Below are 24,090 nucleotides of genomic sequence, written 5' to 3'. Positions count from 1 at the left end.
TGAGGAAATAAAACATGGGGCATGTAAGACTGCCTCTTTTTGAAAGTAGGTGTCAATAGATTGGAACAGCAACAAGAAGCAAGATCAAGGTTTCAAATGCTCTTGCAACAACTAGAACTAACAGATGATGTGTATATGTCCTTTTTTGAGGAAGGTGAATTATCACGACTAACTGTACACAAAAAGAACAGGCTATGGAATTTTTCCATTAAATTACGAGATATACTTCCTTTCTCACTATACCAACTTTTTCGTACTCGTTTGGCTGAGAAATTTTCAGCTATCGCTGAAATCCACACAACTTTTGATACGGAAGAGAAAAATGTGACGGAGGAGCTAGTCCAACAATATTGGTTAACAGTAGTAGGGCAAATCGATGAGATGGCGCCAACTTTGAAAAATTGCCTAGTATCGCAAGTGCCTATGTGGAATGGGCAAAAAATTACATTATCCTGCATGCAGGAAATGGAATTTATGATGCTGAAAACAAAGTATGCAGAAAAGCTTTCTGCAAGCTATAGTCAGTTCGGCTTTCCGCATATTGTGTTAGATTTCGTGCTCCAAGATCAAACAGAAGAAATGATTGCGGCACAGGAAGCTTTCATGGAACAGAGGCGTTTAGAAGAAGCCGCTTTAGCTCAGCAAGCGATAGAAGATTACCAAAAACGTGAGAAGGAGAAGAAAGAAAATCCTGCTATTGCGAATCTTGGTGATCGACCATTTCAGCTTGGTATGTTAATTAAAGATGATGAAACAATGGAAATTAAACGCATTGTTGAGGAAGAACGTCGTGTGATCATTGAAGGCTTTGTATTTGATGCAGAAGTTAAAGAGCTGAAAAGCGGTCGTTCTTTATTGCAAATTAAAATTACTGACTATACGGATTCCATCGTTGTAAAAATGTTCTCACGTGATAATGATGATGCGGAACTTATGCAACATTTGAAAAAGGGTATGTGGGTAAAAGTTCGAGGCTCCGTACAAACTGACACATTCATTCGTGATTTAATCGTTATGGCAAACGATATTAATGAAATTAAAAAAGAAACACGACAGGATAAGGCGCCAGAGGGAGAAAAACGGGTTGAATTGCATTTGCATACACCAATGAGCACAATGGACGCTGTAACACCAGTTGATAGACTTGTTTCGCAGGCTGCGAAGTGGGGTCATCCAGCCGTGGCTATTACCGACCATGCTGTTGTACAATCCTTCCCAGAGGCTTATGCAGCAGGGAAGAAACATGGTATAAAAGTTATTTATGGTTTGGAAGCGAATTTAGTAGATGATGGTGTACCGATTGCTTATGCAGCTGAGCATCGATTATTAGATGATGATACTTATGTCGTGTTTGACGTAGAGACGACAGGTCTATCTACTGCTTACGATACGATCATTGAGCTTGCCGCGGTGAAAATTAAAGATGGGCAGGTAATCGACAAATACGAAAGCTTTGCCAATCCCCATCACCCACTTTCAGCGACGACCATTGAACTGACAGGTATTACAGATGATATGGTACGTAACGCGCCAGAAGTGGAACAAGTCATTAAGGAGTTCCATGCATTTATCGGAGATGGCATAGTAGTAGCCCATAATGCATCATTTGATATTGGCTTCTTATATACAGGCTATAAAAAATATGGACTAGAGGGAACAATTCATCCAGTTATTGATACGTTGGAGTTAGCCCGATTACTTTATCCAACGATGAAAAACCATCGTTTAAATACACTTTGTAAAAAATTCAACATTGATTTAACTCAGCATCACCGAGCTATTTATGATACAGAAGCAACTGGCTTCTTACTTTTACAGCTGTTAAAAGATGCGGATGAATTAGGTATTAAATATCACGACGACTTTAATAAGCATATCGGGGGCGGAGATGCTTATAAAAAAGGACGACCAATGCATTGCACGATATTAGCAGTAGACAATGCTGGACTAAAAAATTTATTTAAATTAGTCACTCACGCCCATACAAAAACTTTCTATCGAGTACCTCGAGTAACACGAGCGGTTCTAGAACAATATAGAGAAGGATTATTAATCGGATCAGGTTGTAATAATGGTGAATTATTTGAGACGATGATGAATAAATCCCCAGAGGAAGCAGAGCAAATTGCGAGATTCTATGATTATATTGAAGTTCAACCAAAGGCTGTGTATGCACCGTTAATTGAGCGCAATGTCGTACGTGATGAATGGACACTTGAAGATATTATTCGCAAGCTCGTAAAGCTAGGGAAGAAAATCGATAAACCTGTTGTAGCAACTGGTAATGTTCATTACTTAGATCCGACAGATGGAATGTTTAGACAAATATTAATTGGCTCTCAAGGTGGTGCCAACATATTAAATAGATCGAAACTGCCTGAGGTTCATTTCAGAACGACGGATGAAATGCTTAAAGAATTTGATTTTTTAGGGCCGGATCTAGCGAAAGAAGTAGTTGTTACCAACTCTCAAAAAGTCGCAAATATGATTGGTGATGTTAAGCCCATTAAAGATGATTTATACACACCAAAAATTGAAGGCTCAGATGATGAGGTCACAAATTTAACTTATGAAATGGCTCATAGTATATACGGAGAAGAGCTACCAGAAATCGTGAAGGCCCGAATTGAAAAAGAATTAAAGTCGATTTTAGGCCATGGTTTCGGAGTAATTTACTTAATTTCTGCGAAGCTTGTGAAAAAATCATTAGCTGATGGCTATTTAGTAGGTTCCCGTGGTTCAGTTGGATCTTCATTAGTGGCAACCTTTATGGAGATTACTGAAGTGAATCCACTTCCTCCTCATTATATTTGCCCAGATTGTAAGCATTCAGAGTTTTTTAATGATGGTTCAGTAAGCTCGGGCTATGACTTACCAAATAAAGATTGTCCGGAATGTGGATCACCGTATAAAAAGGATGGACAAGATATCCCATTCGAAACGTTCCTTGGCTTTAAAGGGGACAAGGTACCTGATATAGATTTGAATTTCTCTGGTGAATATCAACCACAAGCCCATAATTATACGAAGGTATTATTCGGTGAAGATTATGTATATCGTGCAGGAACAATCGGTACAGTCGCAGAGAAAACAGCGTATGGCTACGTAAAGGGCTATGCCAATGATAACAACCTACATTTCCGCGGTGCCGAGGTAGATCGTTTAGTACAAGGCTGTACAGGCGTAAAACGTACAACAGGACAGCACCCTGGAGGAATTATCGTAGTACCAGATTATATGGATATTTTTGATTTCTCACCAGTACAATTCCCTGCGGATGCACAGGATGCAGAATGGCGTACAACGCACTTTGATTTCCATTCCATTCACGATAATATTTTAAAGCTTGATATATTGGGGCACGATGATCCGACTGTGATTAGGATGTTGCAGGATTTATCGGGGATAGATCCAAAAACCATTCCAACAGATGATCCAGTCGTTATGAAAATCTTTAGTTCGCCAGAAACTTTAGGCGTAACAGAAAAACAAATTGGCTGTAAGACAGGAACACTCGGCATTCCTGAGTTCGGTACCCGTTTTGTACGCCAAATGCTTGAAGATACAAAGCCATCAACATTCTCGGAGCTCGTGCAAATTTCAGGACTATCACACGGAACAGACGTATGGCTTGGTAACGCGCAAGAGTTAATTCAAAATGGTACATGTGTGTTGAAAGAAGTAATTGGCTGTCGTGACGATATTATGGTGTATTTAATTTATCAAGATCTAGAACCGTCACTGGCGTTTAAAATTATGGAATCCGTGCGTAAAGGGAAAGGATTATCTGACGAATTTGAAGCGGAAATGCTAGCGAATAAAGTACCAGGCTGGTATATCGAATCATGTAAAAAGATAAAATACATGTTCCCGAAAGCCCATGCTGCCGCGTACGTGTTAATGGCAGTGCGTATTGCATGGTTTAAGGTACATTTCCCAATCCTTTATTACGCAGCGTATTTCACAGTTCGTGCAGATGATTTTGATTTAATTGCCATGGTACAAGGTCCGCAAATGATTCGTACAAAAATTGATGAAATCAATCTGAAGGGCTTAGATGCTTCAACAAAAGAGAAAAACCTATTAACTGTAATGGAATTAGCACTTGAAATGTGTGAACGTGGTATAAACTTCCAGAAAGTGGACTTATATCGTTCGCAGGCTAGTGAATTTATCATTGATGGGAACTCTTTAATTCCACCATTCGATGCGATTCCTGGACTTGGTACAAACGTGGCTAAACAAATTGTGGCAGCACGTGAAGACGGAGAGTTTTTATCGAAGGAAGATTTACAGCAACGAGGTCGAGTATCCAAAACATTAATAGAATATATGGATCAATTGGGTTGTTTAGAAGGAATGCCTGATGCCAATCAGTTATCACTTTTCTAAAATTACGAAAGTTAGCTTGAAGGCATCTTCTTCAATATCACGAATAACTTCTCTGCCTTTTGTTCAAATTAAGTCTAATAAAAGTTGGGGATGACATTTGTTAAAATGTCTACCAAGTATATAAGTTGATTGAAGGCAAGGCTGGGCAACTATAGAAAAGCGCCTAGCTAGAACCGAAATCAATCCCACGTTGTAGTGAGGGCTTAATTTAAGCGCAATTTTGATTTCTGGACACATTGTTTATCTGTGCGAAAGCGAAGCGACAGCAACAATTATGTCAAGGCATAATGGATTAGATGTCTATAAAAAGGAAATTTGCATTGTGCTGTAAACTATGCTATCCTTATGGTAATAATTTGTTGATATTTTTCCAGCAAAAGAGTGGGACCTTCCCGCTCTTTTCTGTTGTTATACCGTAGCAAAACAAATTTTTGACTAACAGCAGGTAAGACCGTTAAATTTCACCAAAGCTACTGGTGGAATTTCTGTTTTATTACGCCAGAATTTGATAGATACAGGAGGAAACAATGAGCAAAGTACCATCTTTAATTGAAGAGCTCGCTAAACCGATTGTTGAAGAGTTGAATCTTGAGCTTGTAGATGTCGAGTTCGTAAAAGAAGGACGTAACTGGTTTTTACGTGTTTATGTGGATACACCTGAGGGTGGGATTGACATTGAACAATGTGCTCAAGTTAGTGAACGACTAAGTTTGCTATTGGATGAAAATGATCCAATTACACAAAACTATTATTTAGAAGTTTCTTCACCTGGAGCAGAACGTCCATTGAAAAAAGACACTGATTTTGAAAAAGCGATTGGCAAATTTATTTATGTTAAAACTTATGAGCCCATTAAGGACATGAAGGAATTCCAAGGCTACTTAACGTCATACGATGAACATACATTAGTGATGGAAGTACGCATTAAAACGCGTAAAATTACAGTAACAATTGAACAAGAAAAAATCGCATTGGCACGACTTGCCATCGATTTTTAAGCATAATGCATATTTAGGAGTGAAAATAAAATGAGTAGTGATTTGTTAGATGCGCTAAATGCGCTAGAAGAACAAAAAGGAATTTCAAGAGATGTGTTAATTGAAGCAATAGAAGCGGCATTAGTTACAGCTTACAAACGCAACTTCAATCAAGCACAAAATGTTCGTGTGGACTTAAATTTAGATAAGGGCTCTATTCGTGTCTTTTCACGTAAAGATGTTGTTGAAGAAGTAGAAGATGATCGTTTACAAATCTCTGAAGAAGATGCTAAGGCAATCAACCCTGCATATCAATTAGAAGATATCGTAGAGCAGGAAGTGACACCTCGAAACTTCGGTCGAATTGCTGCACAGACAGCGAAACAAGTTGTTACACAACGAGTGCGCGAAGCAGAACGTGGCTTAATTTACGAGCAATATGTGGACCGTGAAGATGATATCGTAACGGGTGTAGTTGAACGTCTAGATGCTCGTAATATTTACGTAGGTCTAGGAAAAGTAGAGGCTGCATTACCACAAAACGAACAAATTCAAGGTGAAACATATCATCCACACGACCGCATCAAGGTCTATATTACAAAGGTTGAACGTACAACACGCGGACCACAAGTAATTGTTTCACGTACACATCCTGGTTTATTACGCCGCTTATTTGAAATGGAAGTACCTGAAATCTACGAAGGTATCGTAGAAATTAAATCAATTGCTCGTGAAGCAGGTGACCGTTCTAAGATCTCTGTTTATGCACATAACGAAGAAGTAGATCCAGTAGGTTCATGTGTAGGGGCAAAAGGCGCTCGTGTGCAAACAATTGTAAATGAATTGAACGGCGAAAAAATCGATATCGTTGAATGGTCAGAAGATCCAGTTGTATTTGTAGCAAATGCTCTTAGCCCATCAAAGGTTTTAGATGTTCAAGTAGATGAAGAAGAAAAATCTACAACAGTTGTTGTTCCAGACTATCAATTATCACTAGCAATTGGTAAACGTGGTCAAAATGCTCGTTTAGCTGCGAAGTTAACTGGCTGGAAAATTGATATTAAGAGTGAAACAGATGCTCGTGAGTTAGGTATTTATCCATCTGCTACAAGCACTTTCATACCTGCTGAGGATGAAGAAAGTGATTTTGCTGATGTAACAGTTGACTTATATCAAGACGACGAAGAATAAGTAAGAAAGCCCGTGTGACTAGTTAACTACCATTATTCAGTAGGCGTTGGGCTGCGCCGACTGAATAATGGCAGAGCCTACAATTGAAAATAGTACGGTATTTAATTAAAATGCAAGTATATAACCAATGTAGTGCACGGCTAGTCCACCTCTTACGACAAGCTTCAGAGAGGAAAGGTGATTCTTATGGCTATTAATAAAAAAGTACCTCTTCGAAAATGTGTAGCTACTGGTGAAATGCTACCAAAGAAAGAAATGATTCGTGTCGTTCGTTCGAAAGAGGGCGAGGTAAGTGTAGATGTTTCCGGGAAAAAACCTGGACGTGGTGCCTATGTCTCTAAATCAGAGAAAGCGATTGAAATCGCCCGTAAGAAAAATGTTTTAGGGCATCAACTTGATGTAAAAATCCCTGAAGAAATCTACGAAGAACTTATTTTGTTGATTCGTAGGGAGTCTATATTATGATCAATCAAGCAGTGCATAATTTGCTTGGAATAGCGGCAAGAGCCCGTAAAGTGATTTCAGGAGAAGAGTTAGTAGTAAAGGAAGTCCGCAATGGTAATGCTAAGCTAGTACTGCTTGCAAACGATGCTTCTAAAAACTCTAGCAAAAAAATTCAAGATAAATGCACGTACTACAACGTTGAGTATCATGTAATTGGTGATCGTTATGATCTAGGACATGCTACAGGTAAGGAGGCCCGAGTGGCTTTAGCTATTACCGATAAAGGTTTTGCAAGTAAATTGTCTAGTCTACTCAACGAAAAATAATCGGGGGTGAGCAGATGACCAAAATCAGAGTTCATGAATATGCGAAACAAGTGAATAAAACGAGTAAAGAGGTTATTGAAGCACTAAATAAATTAAATGTGAGCGTAACAAATCATATGTCAATGTTAGAAAATGACATAGTGACAAAGTTAAACCAATCATTTAAAAATAATAAAGATGTGAAGCAACCTACTCAAAATGTTTCGCAAAAACAGCAGCAACCGGTAAAAAAGCAAGAAGGGCAAAAGCAACAATCTGCTACTTCTAAGCCTAAAGCAAATAATCAGCAACAAACGCGTCAAAACTCAAATTCGTCTAACGAAAAATCTAAGAATATAAAAGGTAATCAAAATAGAAATATGACACAAAATAATAATAATAACAATAATAATAATAATAATCGCAGAGGTGGCGGTGGTTACAACCAACGTCCAAAACCAGGAATCCATGGCGGAAAACGTCGCCATCCAAAAACACATCAACCGAGTCAGCCAGTGAAGCAGAAGGAATTACCAGAAAAAATTACTTTTGTTGAATCACTTTCTGTAGCTGAATTAGCAAAAAAATTACACCGTGAACCATCAGAAGTTATTAAAAAATTATTTATGCTTGGTGTGATGGCAACAATTAACCAAGAATTAGATAAGGATGCAATTGAATTAATTTGTGCAGACTATGGTGTAGAAGTTGAAGAAGAAATTCGTGTAGATATTACGGATTTAGAAACACACTTCGAACAAACAGAAGAAGTTAACGAGGCGGAGTTATCAGAACGTCCTCCTGTAGTAACAATTATGGGTCACGTTGACCATGGTAAAACTACATTGTTAGACTCTATTCGCAATACTAAAGTTACCGCTGGCGAAGCTGGAGGTATCACGCAACATATCGGTGCTTATCAAGTAACTGAAGGCGACAAAAAAATTACTTTCCTTGATACACCAGGACACGCTGCGTTTACAACTATGCGTGCGCGCGGTGCGAAAATAACTGACTTAACGATTTTAGTGGTAGCTGCGGATGATGGTGTTATGCCACAAACAGTAGAAGCAATTAACCACGCAAAAGCAGCAGAAGTACCAATTATTGTTGCAGTCAACAAAATGGATAAACCTTCAGCTAATCCAGACCGTGTGATGCAAGAGTTAACAGAGCATGGCCTAGTTCCTGAAGCTTGGGGCGGCGAAACTATTTTCGTACCGATTTCAGCATTAAAAGGCGAAGGCATTGACACATTACTTGAAATGATTTTACTTGTAGCTGAAGTTGGGGAACTAAAAGCGAACCCTAAACGCTTAGCTCTTGGTACAGTAATTGAAGCACAGTTAGATAAAGGTCGAGGCTCTGTTGCAACACTTTTAGTACAAGATGGAACATTAAAAGTGGGAGACCCAATTGTTGTTGGCCATACTTATGGTCGTGTACGTGCTATGGTGAATGACAAAGGCCGTCGTGGAAAAGAAGCTGGGCCATCAACGCCAGTAGAAATCACAGGTTTAAATGATGTACCACAAGCTGGCGACCGTTTCGTAGTCTTTGAAGACGAAAAAACAGCACGTCAAGTTGGTGAAACTCGTGCAATGTCAGCGATTCAAGCACAACGTTCAGAAAAACAACGCGTAACGCTTGATAACTTATTTGAACAAATGAGTCAAGGCGAAATGAAGGAGCTTAACTTAATTGTTAAGGCTGACGTTCAAGGTACTGTAGAAGCTATGGCTGCATCATTAATGAAAATTGATGTTGAAGGCGTAAACGTGAAAATTATTCACACTGGCGCTGGAGCGATTACAGAATCTGATATTTCTCTTGCTGCGGCTTCAAATGCAATTGTTATCGGCTTCAACGTTCGTCCAGATGTTAATGCAAAACGTGCAGCAGAAGAAGAGGGCGTAGATATTCGTCTACACCGCATTATCTATAAAGTAATCGAAGAAATTGAACAAGCAATGAAAGGTATGCTTGATCCAGAATTTGAAGAAAAAATTATTGGTCAAGCAGAAGTTCGACAAACAATTAAAGTATCAAAAGTTGGTACAATTGCTGGTTCATATGTAACAGAAGGTAAAGTAACTCGTGATTCAGGCGTACGTGTAATTCGCGATAATGTAGTAATTTTTGAAGGTGAATTAGATACACTTAAACGTTTCAAAGATGAAGTGAAAGAAGTTGCCCGAGGTTACGAATGTGGTATTACAATTACAAACTTCAACGATATTAAAGAAGGCGACATTATCGAAGCCTATATTATGGAAGAAGTTAAACGAGCTTAATGATCGTTTACGCAGAGGTTGAATTCATTATTCAAACTGCTCATTCGTTGAAGGAAAAACGTGCTGTCTTACAGCGTATGATTACGCGCACGAAACAAAAATTTAATGTATCGATTGCGGAAATTGATCATCAAAATGTATGGCAACGCACGAAAATAGCGCTTGTTGCTGTTTCTTCTTCAAAAGAAGCAGCCGAGCGTGAAATTAATCACGCGCTTCACTACTTACAGTCAAATCCATCTTGGGAACAGCTAAATGTGTGGCGGGACTATTTATAAGTTACATTAGAAGTTGTGTTGTATGATTTACCACTTTGCATGAAAAACTATGTGTAAGTGAGGACACAACTTTCTGTACATCGAAATTGAGGTGACAAACTATGTCTCTACGCTCAAACCGCGTTGCCGAGCAAATGAAAAAAGAGCTTGGTGATATTATTGGACGTAAAATAAAAGATCCGCGTGTTGGTTTTGTTACTGTTACTGGTGTTGAAGTAACAGGTGATTTACAGCAAGCGACAATTTATATTACAACTCTAGGCAATGAACGTGAAAAAGAGGATACACTAAAAGCTTTATTAAAGGCTTCTGGTTTTATTCGCTCAGAAATCGGTTCACGAATCCGCTTACGTCGTACACCAGAACTAATTTTTGAATTCGATTCATCGATTGAATATGGGAACCGTATTGATACATTGCTACGTGGTTTACACGAAGAATAAGATAACTAAAAAAGTCTGCCATATGCATGTTCATGCAGGCAGGCTTTTTAAATTTATCGGAAATGCAATAAAACATTTGTGACTCTATTTTTTTACAGGCGTGTTGATTAGGGGAAAATAGATTTATTAATGGAGCGATAAAAAGATTTTTTTGTTGCTGTTTTGTTAATATATGCCCATTTTTAACTGATTGTAGCGTAGGGCTACTCGACTCCCGCGGGAAAGCAAATGTTTTATCTGTGCGAAAGCGACAAAGCGAGTAGCCCGTAGCGGAAATCAGAGCTTTCTATTTATTAGAATGGATAAAGATGATTAAAAAAACACACCTGTTATTTTTATTGGATATTAGGAGGGAATTTATGAACGGTATTTTACCGCTTTGGAAGGAACGCGGCATGACAAGTCATGATTGCGTCTTTAAATTACGAAAAATTTTACGCACAAAAAAAGTAGGACATACAGGTACACTTGACCCTGGTGTTGAGGGGGTTCTCCCAATTTGTATTGGTCAAGCAACACGCATCGCAGAGTATTTAACGGATGCTGGAAAAACCTATGAAGCGGTTATTTCAATTGGCCGTACAACGACAACTGAAGATGCAGAAGGAGAAACGGTTGAACAAGATCATACGAATAAAAAGTTCACACGTACTCAATTGCAAGAAGTTTTAGCCTCGCTTACAGGTGTCATTCAACAAACGCCTCCAATGTTTTCAGCTGTTAAAGTAAATGGTAAACGTCTCTATGAATATGCTCGAAAAGGTGAAATCGTCGAAAGACCGACACGTCAAGTTACTATTTATGCATTAGAGCTACTAGATGATGTTGAACTACATGAAGGACAAGAAATTACATTCCCTGTACGGATAGCGTGTAGTAAAGGGACGTATATTCGAACATTAGCTGTGCAAATCGGAGCGGCGCTTGGCTATCCTGCGCATATGAAAGAGCTTGTACGCACAGCCTCAGGTACGTTTACACAAGAAAATTGCTTTACATTGGCACAGGTAGCTGAGCTGATGGAAGCTGAACAAATCGATACTTGCATTTTACCAGTTGAGTATGCATTGACAGACTATCCATTTATTGAAATAACTTCTGCTAATGAAAAAGAAATTTTCAATGGACAAGTGCTTCCCGCAGATGCATTATTAAAGATACATGATAAAATTGTTTTTGGAATCAGTGGGAAAGCAGTTGCGGTCTATCAAGCCCATCCTACAAAGGAAGGGTTTATGAAGCCACATAAGATGTTTCCGACGATAGAGTAGGAGGATTTTTGGTATGGAGGTCATTCATTTAAAATACCCACACCAGCTACAGCAACGAGAAAGCATGCAACCGTATTCATTGGCACTTGGCTTTTTTGATGGTGTACATAGAGGGCATCAGGCAGTTATTCAGACAGCGAAGGAAGAAGGAGACAAGCGTCAAATTCCAACGGCTGTTATGACATTCGATCCACATCCTTCTTTAGTGCTAGGCGGTCGTAACGAAAAAGTATTTTATATAACGTTATTACAGCAAAAATTGCAGCTATTTGAAGAACAGGGCGTGGATACAGCATTTGTTGTACATTTCACTTCTGATTTTGCAAAGCTTTCACCTGATGCATTTATTGATACATTTATTCGTGGGTTGAACATTCAACATGTTACAGCTGGCTTTGACTATTCTTTTGGTGCATTCGGTAAAGGTAAAATGGAAGATATGCGTGCATTGAGTAATGGAGAATACGGCGTAACGGTTGTTGAAAAGAAAACCGACGATATCGAAAAAATTAGCTCTACACGTATCCGAAAGCTTTTACAAGAGGGGGATATGGAAGCAGCAAGATTGCTTCTAGGAAGACCATTTGAAATTACGGGTATCGTTGTACATGGTGATAAGCGAGGACGCACAATCGGTTTCCCAACTGCTAATGTCCAAGCGTTAGAGGGAACTTATATCCCAGCAAGCGGAGTATATGCGGTTCGATTACTTGTGCAAAATAAATGGTATGATGGTGTATGTAATGTAGGCTATAAACCAACATTTAAAGATCCAAATGACAAGCAATTATCCATCGAAGTCCATATATTAAACTTCGAAAAAAATATTTACGGTGAAGAAGTGCATGTCGCTTGGTATAAACGTATAAGAAGTGAACGAAAATTCGATGGGATTGAAGCTTTGAAAGCCCAAATCGAAAAGGATAAACAAGAAGCAATTGACTATTTTGGGGTCATTTCCGAAAGTTAGGAATGGCATTTGGAAACGTATACTCTGTATAGTAAGTTGATTTTCATTACGACTGGGCGCACCCAGGAAAACGCCCAGACGGAACGGATATCAACTCCACGTTATGGAGATGAGACTAAATCTGCTTTAGCATTTGAATAGGCTTACGTTAACACTTGCTTGACCTTTTGATTTATGGTAACATTCATAAGTGCATAATATGCTTAACCTTAGCTCGGTATATCGATGACTCCAACGTTTACTGTGCTAATGGGGATTAACAATTATTTAGGAGGTCCATACAAATGGCTATTTCAAAACAACGTAAAAACGAACTTATTGCTGAGTACCGTACTCACGAAAGTGACACTGGTTCTCCAGAAGTACAAGTTGCAGTATTAACAGAGGAAATTAACTCTCTAAATACTCACTTACGTACACACAAAAAAGATTTCCACTCTGAGCGTGGTCTTCTTAAAATGGTAGGTCGTCGTCGTCACCTATTAAAATATCTTCGTGAAACTGACGTACAACGTTACCGTGAACTAATCACTCGTTTAGGCTTACGTCGCTAATTGTCGAAAAGCGGGATTAATCCCGCTTTTTCTTTATGTTTATAAACATTAAGAAGGCAGTTAACTTTGCTATTGCGAAAAAAAGCATATATATGACACGAATTTCAAGCAAAAAACTTTGTTTCAATCAAATACAGAAATAAATCCTAAATAAATTGGCAATAACTGAATTTAAATGTATGATTATTTGATGAAATATTTAGCATAGAACAAGCATTTTTGGTACACTTACTATTAGTACATACAGACGAAGTAAGTGTTTTTATAATAGAGAGGGGTTCATTGAATGAACGAAAAGAAAGTCTATTCCTATGAATGGGCTGGCCGTCCGCTAGTAATCGAAGTTGGACAGTTAGCTAAACAAGCAAATGGGGCCGTTTTAGTACGCTATGGTGATACATCTGTACTTTCAACAGCAACAATGTCAAAATCACCGAAACCACTTGATTTCTTCCCATTAACAGTAAACTACGAAGAACGTTTATACGCAGCAGGTAAAATTCCTGGTGGCTTTATTAAACGTGAAGGACGTCCATCTGAAAAAGCAATTTTAGCAAGCCGTTTAATCGACCGTCCGATTCGTCCGATGTTCCCAGATGGTTTCCGTAACGAAGTACAAGTTATTTCAATGGTTATGTCTAACGATCCAAATTGCACGTCTGAAATGGCTGCAATGGTTGGTTCATCTTTAGCGTTAGCTATCTCGGATATTCCATTCGACGGACCGATTGCAGGTGTACAAGTTGGATATATTGACGGTAAATTTATCGTGAACCCAACAGTAGAACAATCTAATCAATCAACAATCCATTTATCTGTAGCAGGTAACAAGGACGCTATCAACATGGTTGAAGCAGGTGCACTAGAAGTACCGGAAGAAGTAATGCTAGAAGCTATTATGTTCGGTCATGAGGAAATCAAAAAAATTATTGCTTTCCAAGAGCAAATTATTGCAGAAGTAGGGAAAGAAAAATTACCGATAACATTATTTGAAATTGATGAAGCGATTCAAGCAGATATAAAAACAGCTTGTGAGACTGACATGCATGATGCAATTCAAACTGCAGAAAAACATGCACGTGATGAGGCTATTCAAGAGGTAAAAGCCCGTGTTATTGCTTCTTATGAAGAGCAAGAAGCGGATGACGTAACAATGAAGCAAGTTTATACAATTCTAGATAAAATGGTTAAAGACGAAGTACGTCGTCAGATTACAGAAGATAAAGTTCGTCCAGATGGTCGTAAGTTAGACGAAATCCGTCCACTTTCTTCTGAAACAGGCATATTACAACGTACTCACGGTTCAGGATTATTTACGCGTGGACAAACACAAGCCCTTTCTATTTGTACATTAGGTGCACTTGGTGATGTACAAATTATCGACGGTTTAGGTGTGGAAGAATCAAAACGCTTTATGCATCACTATAACTTCCCACAATTCTCTGTAGGGGAAACGGGCCCAATTCGTGGACCAGGTCGTCGTGAAATCGGTCATGGTGCATTAGGCGAACGTGCTCTTGATGCAGTTATTCCAGATGAAACTGTATTCCCATATACAATCCGTTGTGTATCGGAAGTACTTGAATCAAACGGTTCTACATCTCAAGCTTCTATCTGTGCTTCAACGTTAGCAATGATGGATGCTGGTGTTCCATTAAAGGCACCTGTAGCTGGTATTGCAATGGGTCTTATTAAAAAAGGAGAACACTACTCTATTTTAACTGATATTCAAGGTATGGAAGACCACCTTGGGGATATGGACTTTAAAGTTGCAGGTACAGCTAAAGGTGTAACAGCACTTCAAATGGACATTAAAATTGATGGTTTATCACGCAATATTTTAGAAGAAGCATTAACACAAGCTAAAATTGGCCGTATGCACATTTTAGAATCAATGCTTGCTACTCTTGCAGAACCACGTGAAAAATTATCTACGTTTGCTCCGAAAATTGTAATCGTGAAAATTAATCCTGATAAAATTCGCGATGTTATCGGACCTGGTGGTAAACAAATTAACAAAATTATTGAAGAAACTGGCGTAAAAATTGATACAGAGCAAGATGGTACAATTTACATCTCTTCTGCAGATGAAGAAATGAACGCTCGTGCAAAACAAATTATCGAAGACATCGTACGTGAAGCAAAAGTTGGCGAGTATTACTTATCAACAGTGAAACGTATTGAAAAATTCGGTGCGTTCTGTGAAATATTCCCTGGTAAAGACGGCTTACTTCACATCTCTGAAATTCAAGAGGAACGTACAAAACAAGTTGAAGATGTATTAAAACTAGGCGATCAATTACTTGTAAAAGTTATTGAAATTGACAAGCAAGGTCGTGTGAATTTATCTCGTAAAGTAGTTATCCAAGAGGAAAAAGAACGCGCTGAGCAAGATAAATAATAAATTGTAGAAAAGGCTGCGTATTATGCGCAGCCTTTTTTAAATCAACTATAAGGAAACTGGCTCTATTCGAGATATCCATATAAATTTCGGTATGCTTCACATTGCCTTTAATGTTGAACCAGAGATGAATTGGGGGAGATTTTTTGGTACAAGTACATACATGTCAGAATGGTGTGCGTATTGTGTCTGAGCCAATCGATCATGTAAGATCCGTTGCGCTAGGCATTTTTGTTAATGCAGGATCTCGTTATGAGCTACCTGAGGAAAATGGTATTACACATTTTATCGAGCATATGCTTTTTAAAGGGACAAAAACTCGAACAGCTCGCCAAATTGCCGAAGAATTTGACCGAATTGGTGGCGAGTTAAATGCCTTTACATCTAAGGAAAACACTTGTTATTATGCAAAGGTTTTAGACCATCATGCTGAGCTTGCCGTTACAATATTAGCGGATATGTTCTTTAATTCTACGTTTGCAGAGGAAGAATTAGAGAAGGAAAGACAAGTTGTATTAGAGGAAATACTAATGAGTGAAGACGCACCTGATGATGATGTTCATGAAAAGCTATGGGAAGTCATGTATCCAAACGATTCACTCGGTCGTCCAATACTAGGAACTGCCGCTACTTTAAAAACATTTACAGCAGATATGATCCGTAACTATATGGCTAAACATTATGGTCCAGAATCAGTTGTTATTTCAATAGCAGGAAATATTTCTGCAAAGCTCATACAAACAATTGAAGAGTTATTTGGCCACTATCAACCATCTCCACTTGTAGTTGAGCCTGTGTTAACGAATCCTCATTTTTATCCAGGAGAGATTTCTAAAACTCGCGATACGGAGCAAGCACATTTAGCCATTTCATATCCAGCAATTGGTGTAAAGGATCCGGATATGTATAGCTTTATTGCACTTAATAATATTATTGGTGGTAATATGAGCTCTCGCTTGTTCCAAGAAGTACGCGAAGAACGTGGTTTGGCATATTCGATATTTTCTTATCAATCTTGTTATGCTGATGTTGGCGCATTTACGATTTATGGTAGTACAAGTCGTCAGCAATTATCACAGCTTCAACATACAATTGATGCGACATTACTTGATATCGTAGCTGGTGGTGTGACAGAGGAAGAACTTATGAATGCGAAGGAACAGCTGAAGGGTAGTTTTGTTCTCGGTCTAGAGGGGACAGGTGCTCGTATGAATCGCAACGGTACAAGTGAGTTAGTGCATCGTAAACATCGTTCGGTTGATGAAGTATTAGCGTCCATCGATGCCGTATCAATGGAATCGGTCGATCGCTTAATAGCAAAAATTTTAAAAGCTGAGCCAGCCATTTCAATTATTGGTCCAGAAGCTTAAATTTAAAAGGAGCACAAAACTATTACTATAGTTTTGTGTTCCTTTTTTCATTATCACTGACATCGTTTTTCGATAATAGGAGGATCTCGATAGCTTTCGAGGTTCTTCTTTTTTTAGTTGAAAATGCTCATTATCAATTAGAAGTTGATATTCTCAATAAAGTTTGATAGTATAGTTGATATTGAAAATCATTATCAATTAGTTGGAGGTAAGTATTAGTATGAAAAATTGGTTAGGTGTAGGGCTTCTAGCATTATCACTTACATTAGTTGGATGCTCACAACAAGAAAAAGAGGAAAATAAGGAGATACAAAAAGACGAGACATTACAGCAACGAGAAATATCAGAATCAACTAAAGTACAAGAGGGGAAATTTGAGGATGGTGTAAATGAGGAGGAATTTCAAAAAGCATTAGCTAGCTTTCCAGCAAAAGTTCCCGAAAAAATCGTTACTACTTCGGTTCCTTTAACAGAGATGCTACATCTCCTTGATATAGAACCAGTAGGTGTTCCAACATCGACAAATCCGATTCCAGCAGATTTCGATGCTATTACACGAATTGGCTCACCTATGGCACCAGATCTAGAAGTTATATCGAGTTTACAAACTGACTTAATAATTGGAGCTTCTTCTCTACAAAGTTCACTAGAACAAGCACTTCAGGGAATGAATTTAACAACAGCCTATCTACCGACAGATTCATATGATGACTTAAAATTGAGCTTCAAGGTACTTGGTACATATTTTGGAAAAGAAGAAGAAATGAATAAATTACTTCAAAACATTGTCGCAAAGGAAAAGGAACTTGAAACAAAAGCACAAGGAAAGGAACTTCCATCTGTCATGCTTGTGATCGGAACATCTGACTCCTTTATGGTTATGAATGAAAAATCATATCTAGGTAGTCTAGTTGAGCGTTTAGGTGCTGATAATATTGCAAAATCAGTATTAAAAGCAGAATCAACTTATTCTGCAATGAATCTAGAAGACATTGTCGTTGCTGATCCAGATATCATTTTCGTATTAGCATCAGGTGACCATGGAGCAAATGAAGATAAGTTCAAAGAAGAGATTGAAAAAAACAGTGCATGGAAACAACTCTCAGCTTATAAAAATGACAAAATCCATATGCTTGATTATAGTACGTTTGGTGTAACTTCCATTTCTAATGTTGAGACAGCACTTACAACAATCGCTGATTATTTTTACAAATAACAATGAGGTATTCCTATGATTAGTACAACAAGAAGTCGAATAATTATTATCATGACCTTTGTGTTAACAATGGTAGCAGCTATTGTTGCGATAGGGCTAGGTAGTGTAAAAATTGCAATCCCAGATATTCTAACAACAATTGTCAATGGACGTGATAATGCTGGCGTATATACTACAATTATTTGGGATATACGTTTACCACGTGTTTTATTAGCACTAATAGTTGGAGCTAATATTGCAATCTCAGGTGCATTATTGCAGGCCGTAATGGGAAATCCACTAGCTGATCCAGGGCTGACGGGTGTTACAAGTGGAGCAGCGGCATTTGTTTTAATCATTTTATTAGCAAATCCAGAATTCACTCACTTTATCCCAGCCGCAGCTTTTATTGGGGGCTTAATTGCCGCAACTATAATTTATGCACTGGCCTGGCGACGAACAGGCATTACACCAATTACTATTATTTTGTCAGGAGTTGCAGTAAATGCACTGTGCGGTGGTGTTATTGGATTTTTATCGATTCTTTATAGTGATCGATTACCATCAGCAGTGCAATGGATGAATGGTAGTTTAGCGGCCAAGGGAAACGCTTCACTGCAAATGATTTATTTGTACGCAATAATAGGTTGGGTCATATCTATTTTTGCGATACGCAAGGCAAATATTATACGTTTAGGAGATCAAGTAGCAGTAAATTTAGGGGAAAATGTAACTCGTATTCGTATTATGTTATCTATTTTGGCTGTATTTTTAGCGGCAATCTCGGTAGCAGCAGTAGGAATGATTGGCTTTATTGGTTTAATCGTACCGCATATGGCTCGAATGCTTGTAGGCTCAGACTATAAATATTTACTACCAATGAGTATGGCGATGGGGGCTATTGTGTTACTTATTGCTGATACTGGTGGACGAACTTTGTTTGCGCCACTCGATATTCCAGCGGGCATCCTTATGTCTGTCATTGGTGGACCTTACTTCTTATATTTAATGAGAAAGAAGGCGTTTTAATGTTAAAAATTGAACAGCTATATGTCCGCTATGAACAAAAGGAAGTTGTCCATAATTTTTCTTTTGAAGTTGGAAAAGGTGAGGTCCTATCCATTATTGGACCCAATGGCTCCGGAAAATCTACTATTTTAAAAGCTATTGCACGTATGCAGCCTTATAATGAAGGAACCATTATCTTTGATGGAGAAAATATCCGTCGACTCTCTTCCAAAGACATAGCAAGAAAAATGTGCATGTTGAGTCAAAAAAATCAGGCTCCAACTGATATATCTGTTAAAAACCTAGTGGCATACGGACGATATCCACATAAAAAATGGTTTGAGCGTTTAAATGCAGAGGATGAGGCTATTATTGATTGGGCTCTTGAGAAAACACATCTCACACATTACAGAGAAAAGCCTATTGCAGCTTTATCGGGTGGTGAATCACAGCGAGCTTGGATAGCAATGGCTTTGGCGCAGCGGCCACAAATTTTATTGTTGGATGAGCCAACGACATACTTAGATATCGCACATCAGCATGAAGTTCTAGAATTAGTGAGAGAGCTTAATCACGAAATGGGGATGACGATTGTGATGGTGCTTCATGATTTAAATCAAGCATCTAGCTATAGTGATAAAATCGTAGTTGTAAAGGATGGTCAACGCGCCCAAGTTGGCACGCCTGAAGAGGTAATGACCGAACAGATGATTCAGCAAATATACCGAATGGATGCAGAAATTCAATATGTATCATGGGATAGTGCTCCACGGATTCAATTAAAAAGTACTGTCAAGGCATAGGAGGAAGTAAGATGCAAAAAGAAATGGATATTGAGCAAGTAAAGCAAGGCTATGAAACATTTATTGAAGGAAAGAAAAGTTGTGTGTTAAGTCTTGTGGATCGAGAAGGGAAACCTTTTAGTAGCACTACCCCATTTGTGCGTTTGAATGGTAAATTTTACGTCTATATTAGTCGTATCGCAGAGCATTTCCAACTCATGGAGCAGGCTCAACTTGTAGATGTACTTTGCGTGGCAGATGAGGCAGTGACACCAAATCCATTTGCAGCAGAACGAGCACGTTGGCAATGTAAACCAAAGACATTAGGCAATGAAGGACATGAGGATGTATTTGCAGCATTTAATAAATTGTTTAATGCTAAAATGATGGAGCTGTTACGTACACTTGATTTCTCACTATTTGAGCTCACACCATTGGAAGGCCGCTATGTAGTAGGCTTCGGTAAGGCATTTATAATTGATATAGCGAACGATACGTTAGTCCATGTAGTAATTGATAAAAAATAGGTCGCCCCTTTACGGCAACCTATTTTTTTTATTCTTTAAAAAACTTCTCTTGCTAATCATGAAAATGACGCCCCCTTTTTGCCTCGTCTAGATGATGGATATAAAACTGAACAAAGATGAATCGAAGCCTTTTCATCGTATACTTTATTTTTATGAACTAGTGCCTCTGGTATTTTGCGTACTTCCTCATTACTTCCTTTAAATAGTGCCAATCACTATCCCATATTTTAAAACCTTTTTCCATAGTCTTGTCGAGTTACGTCGCATTGAGCGTTTCAAGTATATGAAAATCGTCAAAAACTACACCGATGTCGTTTTTAATCGATATTTCATGTTCGACAACATCCTTGCCGAATAGCAAAATTTCGCAGTCGACTCCTCGGTCCAGTAAAACCAATGATAACCTCGGTACTGAATTAAGAGAAAACCATTCATGCCTTAATGTAAATCATGAAGTTCAATAGTATTCATAATGTAAATAACTCCTGTACTTCCTCTTTTGCTAGCCAGCAGTTAAGACCGTTCAAACCACTTGCTGCATATACTTTTAAAAATGACGCAATAATTCCTCGCGTAGAAAATCTTGATTTCTTTCTGTAACAAAGCTTCCTTTTCCAGTTACCGTTTCGATAAATCCACCTCGCTTAAAACAACATAAGCCCACCACTTTGTCATATCGCGAAAAGCAAGTGCACTAATAGATGGTAGTGTGTCACCTGCCATTAATTTTTTAGTTAGTGCACTCCCTTAAAATGGTAAAACGCTTGTGGTTGCTCAAATGGATTTGCACAAATTCCTCACTTCACACATTTGTATATATACACTATTTACAAATGTGCTAGTAAATGCACATTTCAGACTTTGGGTAAGGGTCACGAATTGCAAAAACTCGGCATATATTGAGGTAACGGTTCAAGGAGGGAGATGAGGCATGCTACTATCAGAGATGGTGGATAAAGAGTTAATTCAAGTTGAGGGTGGCGTACACTTTGGCATATTGGCACATACGGAATGTTTATTAGATGTGCAAACAGGAAAAATTCATGGTTTTGAGATTGTGAAAGATAAATTGCCATTTCAGAAAAAGAAAGTGAAAGTAAGTGAAATGATACCTTGGCACGAAATTATACTAATAGGCGAAGATCGAATTTTATTTAACAAAACAACGACAGTACAGTCAGAATTTTTACAGTGAGGTGAGCTTTTGGAAAATGAAAAATGGCTTGTTATCGGTGAGGATCTAAGGTTAAAGGAATTAGCTACCATGCTAAGAAGCCCATCGAGAACTGTATTTTATAAAAGAACATCAGTTTGGAATGAAGAGTTGAATAAGCTTGTATTAGAATTCCAACCAAATAGAATTATTCTTCCTATTCTTCCACTAAAAATTGAAGTGGAACAGCTTTATGGGATATCTCAAGTTAAGTTTTATACAGGGCGTTTAACGATGCATTGGAAGCAATTGCTTGAGAAAAATGAAACAAATTGCTATTTACAACAAGAATCATTTATTTGGCAAAATGCAAGATTAACAGCAGAGGGATTTATCGCCACGTTTTATGGACTCGAGCAAAAATGTATTTACGGACAAAACTTTACTATCGCAGGATTTGGGCGCACTGCCAAAATGCTCGCATCTTTACTCGTCAAGATGGGCGCTAATGTCCATATAGTAGCGCGTTCAGTTGTACAAGTGAGTGAAGCAAAGGCATATGGTTATAAAGCTACGGATTTAGATGACCGCCAATGGTCAATTAATGATGGGATTTTTGTCAATACGATTCCTGCTAAGTGGATTACTGAATCATTCCAAGATCATGTCCCGGCTGTACTATATGATTTGGCTTCGGAGCCTGGCTGTTTAGATATAGACGTTGAACAATTACAAACGTATGTGCTATTGCCATCATTACCTGGGAAATACTTTGCGCATGATGCTGCGACAATATTGTGCAAGGCAATAGAGGAGGAAGAAAATTGCTAACGGGGAAACGAATTGGTTTAGGTATTACGGCCTCCCACTGTACGTATGCGGACGTAGTACCTAAAATCCAAAACTTTATAGATGCAGGAGCAACAGTTGTTCCAATCATTACACACTCCGTTTTACATGCGGCTACGCGTTTTGGCACTGGTGAGGAATGGATTGCCAAAATAGAGGAATTAACGGGAGAAAAGGTTGTTTCTTCTATTAAAGAGGCAGAACCATTTGGGCCATCCAATCCATTGGATGCGATGGTTATAGCTCCGATGACTGGAAATAGTATTAGTAAATTTGCAAATGCAGCAACAGACAGTCCTGTATTGATGGCTGCGAAGGCAACATTGCGTAACGGTTCGCCTGTTGTTCTAGGTATATCAACGAATGATGCACTTGGCTTAAATGGTATAAATATAATGAGGCTGTTAAATGCTAAAAACATTTATTTTATTCCATTTGGGCAGGACTCGCCACATTCAAAACCAAATTCCTTGATTGCTGATTTTGATCAAATGGTCGAAACTGTTTATGAAGCGATTACTGAGAAAAAGCAATTACAGCCACTGTTGGTACAATATTTAAAATAATTCTCAAATTACACACAATTTTCAGTATTTTTGTGATACAATAGCACACATTATGTAACTTGGATTCAAGGAGAGATGACAGATGACAAAGCAGTTAACAGTTGCGGTAGTAGGAGCAACAGGAGCAGTAGGCACAAAAATGATGGAACAACTGATTAAACGGAATTTTCCAATCGGAGATATAAAGTTTTTAGCTTCAGCACGTTCAGCAGGAAAACCAATCGAATTTAATGGGAAGACATATACAATTGAAGAAGCGACACCTGAAGCTTTTGATGGCGTCAATGTCGCTTTATTCTCAGCTGGTGGTTCGGTATCAGCAGTGCTAGCGCCAGAAGCGGCAAAACGCGGTGCAGTAGTGATCGATAACACGAGTCATTTCCGCATGGATCCAGACGTACCATTAGTTGTTCCAGAAGTAAATCGAGGTGATCTTGCTAAGCATAAAGGGATTATTGCAAATCCAAACTGCTCTACGATTCAAATGATGGCTGCACTTGAACCTATTCGTCAAGCATTTGGCTTAACAAAAATTATTGTATCAACATATCAAGCAGTTTCAGGTGCAGGTGTTTCTGCTATTCAGGAATTAAAGGCACAAAGTGCAAATTGGGATGCAGGTAAGGATGTAGAAGCAAATATTTTACCTTCTGGTAGCGACAAACGTCATTATCCAATCGCTCGTAATGTCATTCCACAAATTGATAAATTTACAGACAATGGCTTTACATACGAAGAAATGAAAATGATTAATGAAACGAAGAAAATTATGCATGCACCAGAGTTAAAAGTAGCCGCAACTTGCGTTCGCGTGCCAGTCGTTTCGGGACACTCTGAATCTGTTTATCTTGAAGTAGAAAAAGAAGCAACAATACAGGAAATTTTTGAAGTATTACGCAATGCGCCTGGTGTCGTATTACAAGATGATATCGCAACACAGACTTACCCAATGCCTATTTATGCAGAAGGGGAAGACGCTACTTTTGTAGGGCGTATCCGTCAAGATTTAGACAATAAAAAAGGATTCCACTTATGGATCGTTTCCGACAATCTTTTGAAAGGCGCGGCATTAAACTCTATTCAAATTGCTGAAGCAATGCTAGAGGATAACTTACTATAA

The 24,090-nt window shown here is 38.4% G+C and carries 22 protein-coding genes; 21 read left to right on the top strand and 1 reads right to left on the bottom strand.

Annotated elements, in window-relative coordinates:
* Positions 1–60: 60 nt before the first annotated feature.
* From ACFTQ7_RS00340 to ACFTQ7_RS00260, 17 genes are all read left to right on the top strand, one after another.
* Positions 61–4,392: a PolC-type DNA polymerase III gene (locus ACFTQ7_RS00340; protein ID WP_386826785.1), complete on the top strand. Its 4,332-nt coding sequence runs from the start codon at positions 61–63 to the stop codon at positions 4,390–4,392.
* A gap of 527 nt (positions 4,393–4,919) precedes the next feature.
* Positions 4,920–5,390, top strand: a complete 471-nt coding sequence (gene rimP / locus ACFTQ7_RS00335; RefSeq protein ID WP_079560495.1) for a ribosome maturation factor RimP — start codon at positions 4,920–4,922, stop codon at positions 5,388–5,390.
* A gap of 30 nt (positions 5,391–5,420) precedes the next feature.
* Positions 5,421–6,560, top strand: a complete 1,140-nt coding sequence (nusA, locus tag ACFTQ7_RS00330; RefSeq protein WP_349660884.1) for a transcription termination factor NusA — start codon at positions 5,421–5,423, stop codon at positions 6,558–6,560.
* A gap of 186 nt (positions 6,561–6,746) precedes the next feature.
* On the top strand, positions 6,747–7,025 hold the full coding sequence (gene rnpM, locus ACFTQ7_RS00325) for an RNase P modulator RnpM (protein WP_349660885.1): 279 nt from the start codon (positions 6,747–6,749) through the stop codon (positions 7,023–7,025).
* Entirely contained in the window at positions 7,022–7,330 is a 309-nt protein-coding gene (locus ACFTQ7_RS00320) for a YlxQ family RNA-binding protein (RefSeq protein ID WP_053483263.1), read from the top strand. Before rnpM ends, ACFTQ7_RS00320 begins: the two co-directional genes overlap by 4 nt.
* 14 nt (positions 7,331–7,344) lie before the next feature.
* Complete coding sequence (gene infB / locus ACFTQ7_RS00315) at positions 7,345–9,603, top strand: translation initiation factor IF-2 (protein ID WP_386826784.1); 2,259 nt, start codon at positions 7,345–7,347, stop codon at positions 9,601–9,603.
* Positions 9,603–9,881: a DUF503 domain-containing protein gene (locus ACFTQ7_RS00310; RefSeq protein ID WP_079560499.1), complete on the top strand. Its 279-nt coding sequence runs from the start codon at positions 9,603–9,605 to the stop codon at positions 9,879–9,881. The genes infB and ACFTQ7_RS00310 overlap by 1 nt, the downstream gene beginning before the upstream one ends.
* Before the next feature lie 101 nt (positions 9,882–9,982).
* Positions 9,983–10,324, top strand: a complete 342-nt coding sequence (gene rbfA / locus ACFTQ7_RS00305) for a 30S ribosome-binding factor RbfA (RefSeq protein WP_079560500.1) — start codon at positions 9,983–9,985, stop codon at positions 10,322–10,324.
* A 359-nt stretch (positions 10,325–10,683) separates the two neighbouring features.
* The gene (truB, locus tag ACFTQ7_RS00300; protein WP_386826783.1) at positions 10,684–11,595 is read left to right on the top strand and encodes a tRNA pseudouridine(55) synthase TruB; all 912 of its coding nucleotides are present in this window, start codon (positions 10,684–10,686) and stop codon (positions 11,593–11,595) included.
* 13 nt (positions 11,596–11,608) lie between these two features.
* Positions 11,609–12,565: a riboflavin biosynthesis protein RibF gene (ribF, locus tag ACFTQ7_RS00295; RefSeq protein ID WP_386826782.1), complete on the top strand. Its 957-nt coding sequence runs from the start codon at positions 11,609–11,611 to the stop codon at positions 12,563–12,565.
* Positions 12,566–12,849: 284 nt separating this feature from the next.
* Positions 12,850–13,119 carry a 30S ribosomal protein S15 gene (gene rpsO / locus ACFTQ7_RS00290; RefSeq protein ID WP_349660889.1) on the top strand — a complete coding sequence of 90 codons (270 nt, stop codon included), beginning with the start codon at positions 12,850–12,852 and terminating at the stop codon, positions 13,117–13,119.
* Positions 13,120–13,405: 286 nt separating this feature from the next.
* Positions 13,406–15,520 carry a polyribonucleotide nucleotidyltransferase gene (gene pnp, locus ACFTQ7_RS00285; protein ID WP_386826781.1) on the top strand — a complete coding sequence of 705 codons (2,115 nt, stop codon included), beginning with the start codon at positions 13,406–13,408 and terminating at the stop codon, positions 15,518–15,520.
* A 146-nt stretch (positions 15,521–15,666) separates the two neighbouring features.
* Complete coding sequence (locus ACFTQ7_RS00280) at positions 15,667–16,890, top strand: M16 family metallopeptidase (RefSeq protein WP_386826780.1); 1,224 nt, start codon at positions 15,667–15,669, stop codon at positions 16,888–16,890.
* A 220-nt stretch (positions 16,891–17,110) separates the two neighbouring features.
* Positions 17,111–18,106 carry an ABC transporter substrate-binding protein gene (locus tag ACFTQ7_RS00275; protein ID WP_386826779.1) on the top strand — a complete coding sequence of 332 codons (996 nt, stop codon included), beginning with the start codon at positions 17,111–17,113 and terminating at the stop codon, positions 18,104–18,106.
* A 15-nt stretch (positions 18,107–18,121) separates the two neighbouring features.
* Positions 18,122–19,114 (top strand): FecCD family ABC transporter permease, encoded by a 993-nt coding sequence (locus ACFTQ7_RS00270; protein WP_386826778.1) that lies wholly within the window; start codon positions 18,122–18,124, stop codon positions 19,112–19,114.
* Positions 19,114–19,896: an ABC transporter ATP-binding protein gene (locus ACFTQ7_RS00265; RefSeq protein WP_349660894.1), complete on the top strand. Its 783-nt coding sequence runs from the start codon at positions 19,114–19,116 to the stop codon at positions 19,894–19,896. Before ACFTQ7_RS00270 ends, ACFTQ7_RS00265 begins: the two co-directional genes overlap by 1 nt.
* 11 nt (positions 19,897–19,907) lie before the next feature.
* A complete protein-coding gene (locus ACFTQ7_RS00260) occupies positions 19,908–20,402 on the top strand; it encodes a pyridoxamine 5'-phosphate oxidase family protein (protein ID WP_386826777.1) in 495 nt (164 codons plus the stop codon).
* A gap of 56 nt (positions 20,403–20,458) precedes the next feature.
* Here the strand turns inward: ACFTQ7_RS00260 and ACFTQ7_RS00255 are convergent, their stop codons facing one another.
* A complete protein-coding gene (locus tag ACFTQ7_RS00255) occupies positions 20,459–20,614 on the bottom strand; it encodes a hypothetical protein (RefSeq protein ID WP_386826776.1) in 156 nt (51 codons plus the stop codon).
* Between the two features lie 719 nt (positions 20,615–21,333).
* Between ACFTQ7_RS00255 and ACFTQ7_RS00250 the strand changes: the two genes are divergently transcribed.
* The 4 genes from ACFTQ7_RS00250 to ACFTQ7_RS00235 all read left to right on the top strand — a co-directional run bounded on the left by ACFTQ7_RS00250 (position 21,334) and on the right by ACFTQ7_RS00235 (position 24,090).
* Positions 21,334–21,597, top strand: a complete 264-nt coding sequence (locus ACFTQ7_RS00250) for a YlmC/YmxH family sporulation protein (protein WP_053594254.1) — start codon at positions 21,334–21,336, stop codon at positions 21,595–21,597.
* Positions 21,598–21,606: 9 nt separating this feature from the next.
* Positions 21,607–22,386: a dipicolinate synthase gene (locus ACFTQ7_RS00245; RefSeq protein WP_349660896.1), complete on the top strand. Its 780-nt coding sequence runs from the start codon at positions 21,607–21,609 to the stop codon at positions 22,384–22,386.
* Positions 22,380–22,970 (top strand): dipicolinate synthase subunit B, encoded by a 591-nt coding sequence (locus ACFTQ7_RS00240; protein WP_349660897.1) that lies wholly within the window; start codon positions 22,380–22,382, stop codon positions 22,968–22,970. The genes ACFTQ7_RS00245 and ACFTQ7_RS00240 overlap by 7 nt, the downstream gene beginning before the upstream one ends.
* An 82-nt stretch (positions 22,971–23,052) precedes the next feature.
* Entirely contained in the window at positions 23,053–24,090 is a 1,038-nt protein-coding gene (locus tag ACFTQ7_RS00235; RefSeq protein WP_386826775.1) for an aspartate-semialdehyde dehydrogenase, read from the top strand.

This window comes from Lysinibacillus sp. NPDC056959 (assembly GCF_042674095.1).
Lineage (GTDB): Bacteria > Bacillota > Bacilli > Bacillales_A > Planococcaceae > Lysinibacillus > Lysinibacillus zambalensis.
Note: the sequence above shows the minus strand (reverse complement) of the source record. Positions and strands in the feature narration are given on the sequence as shown.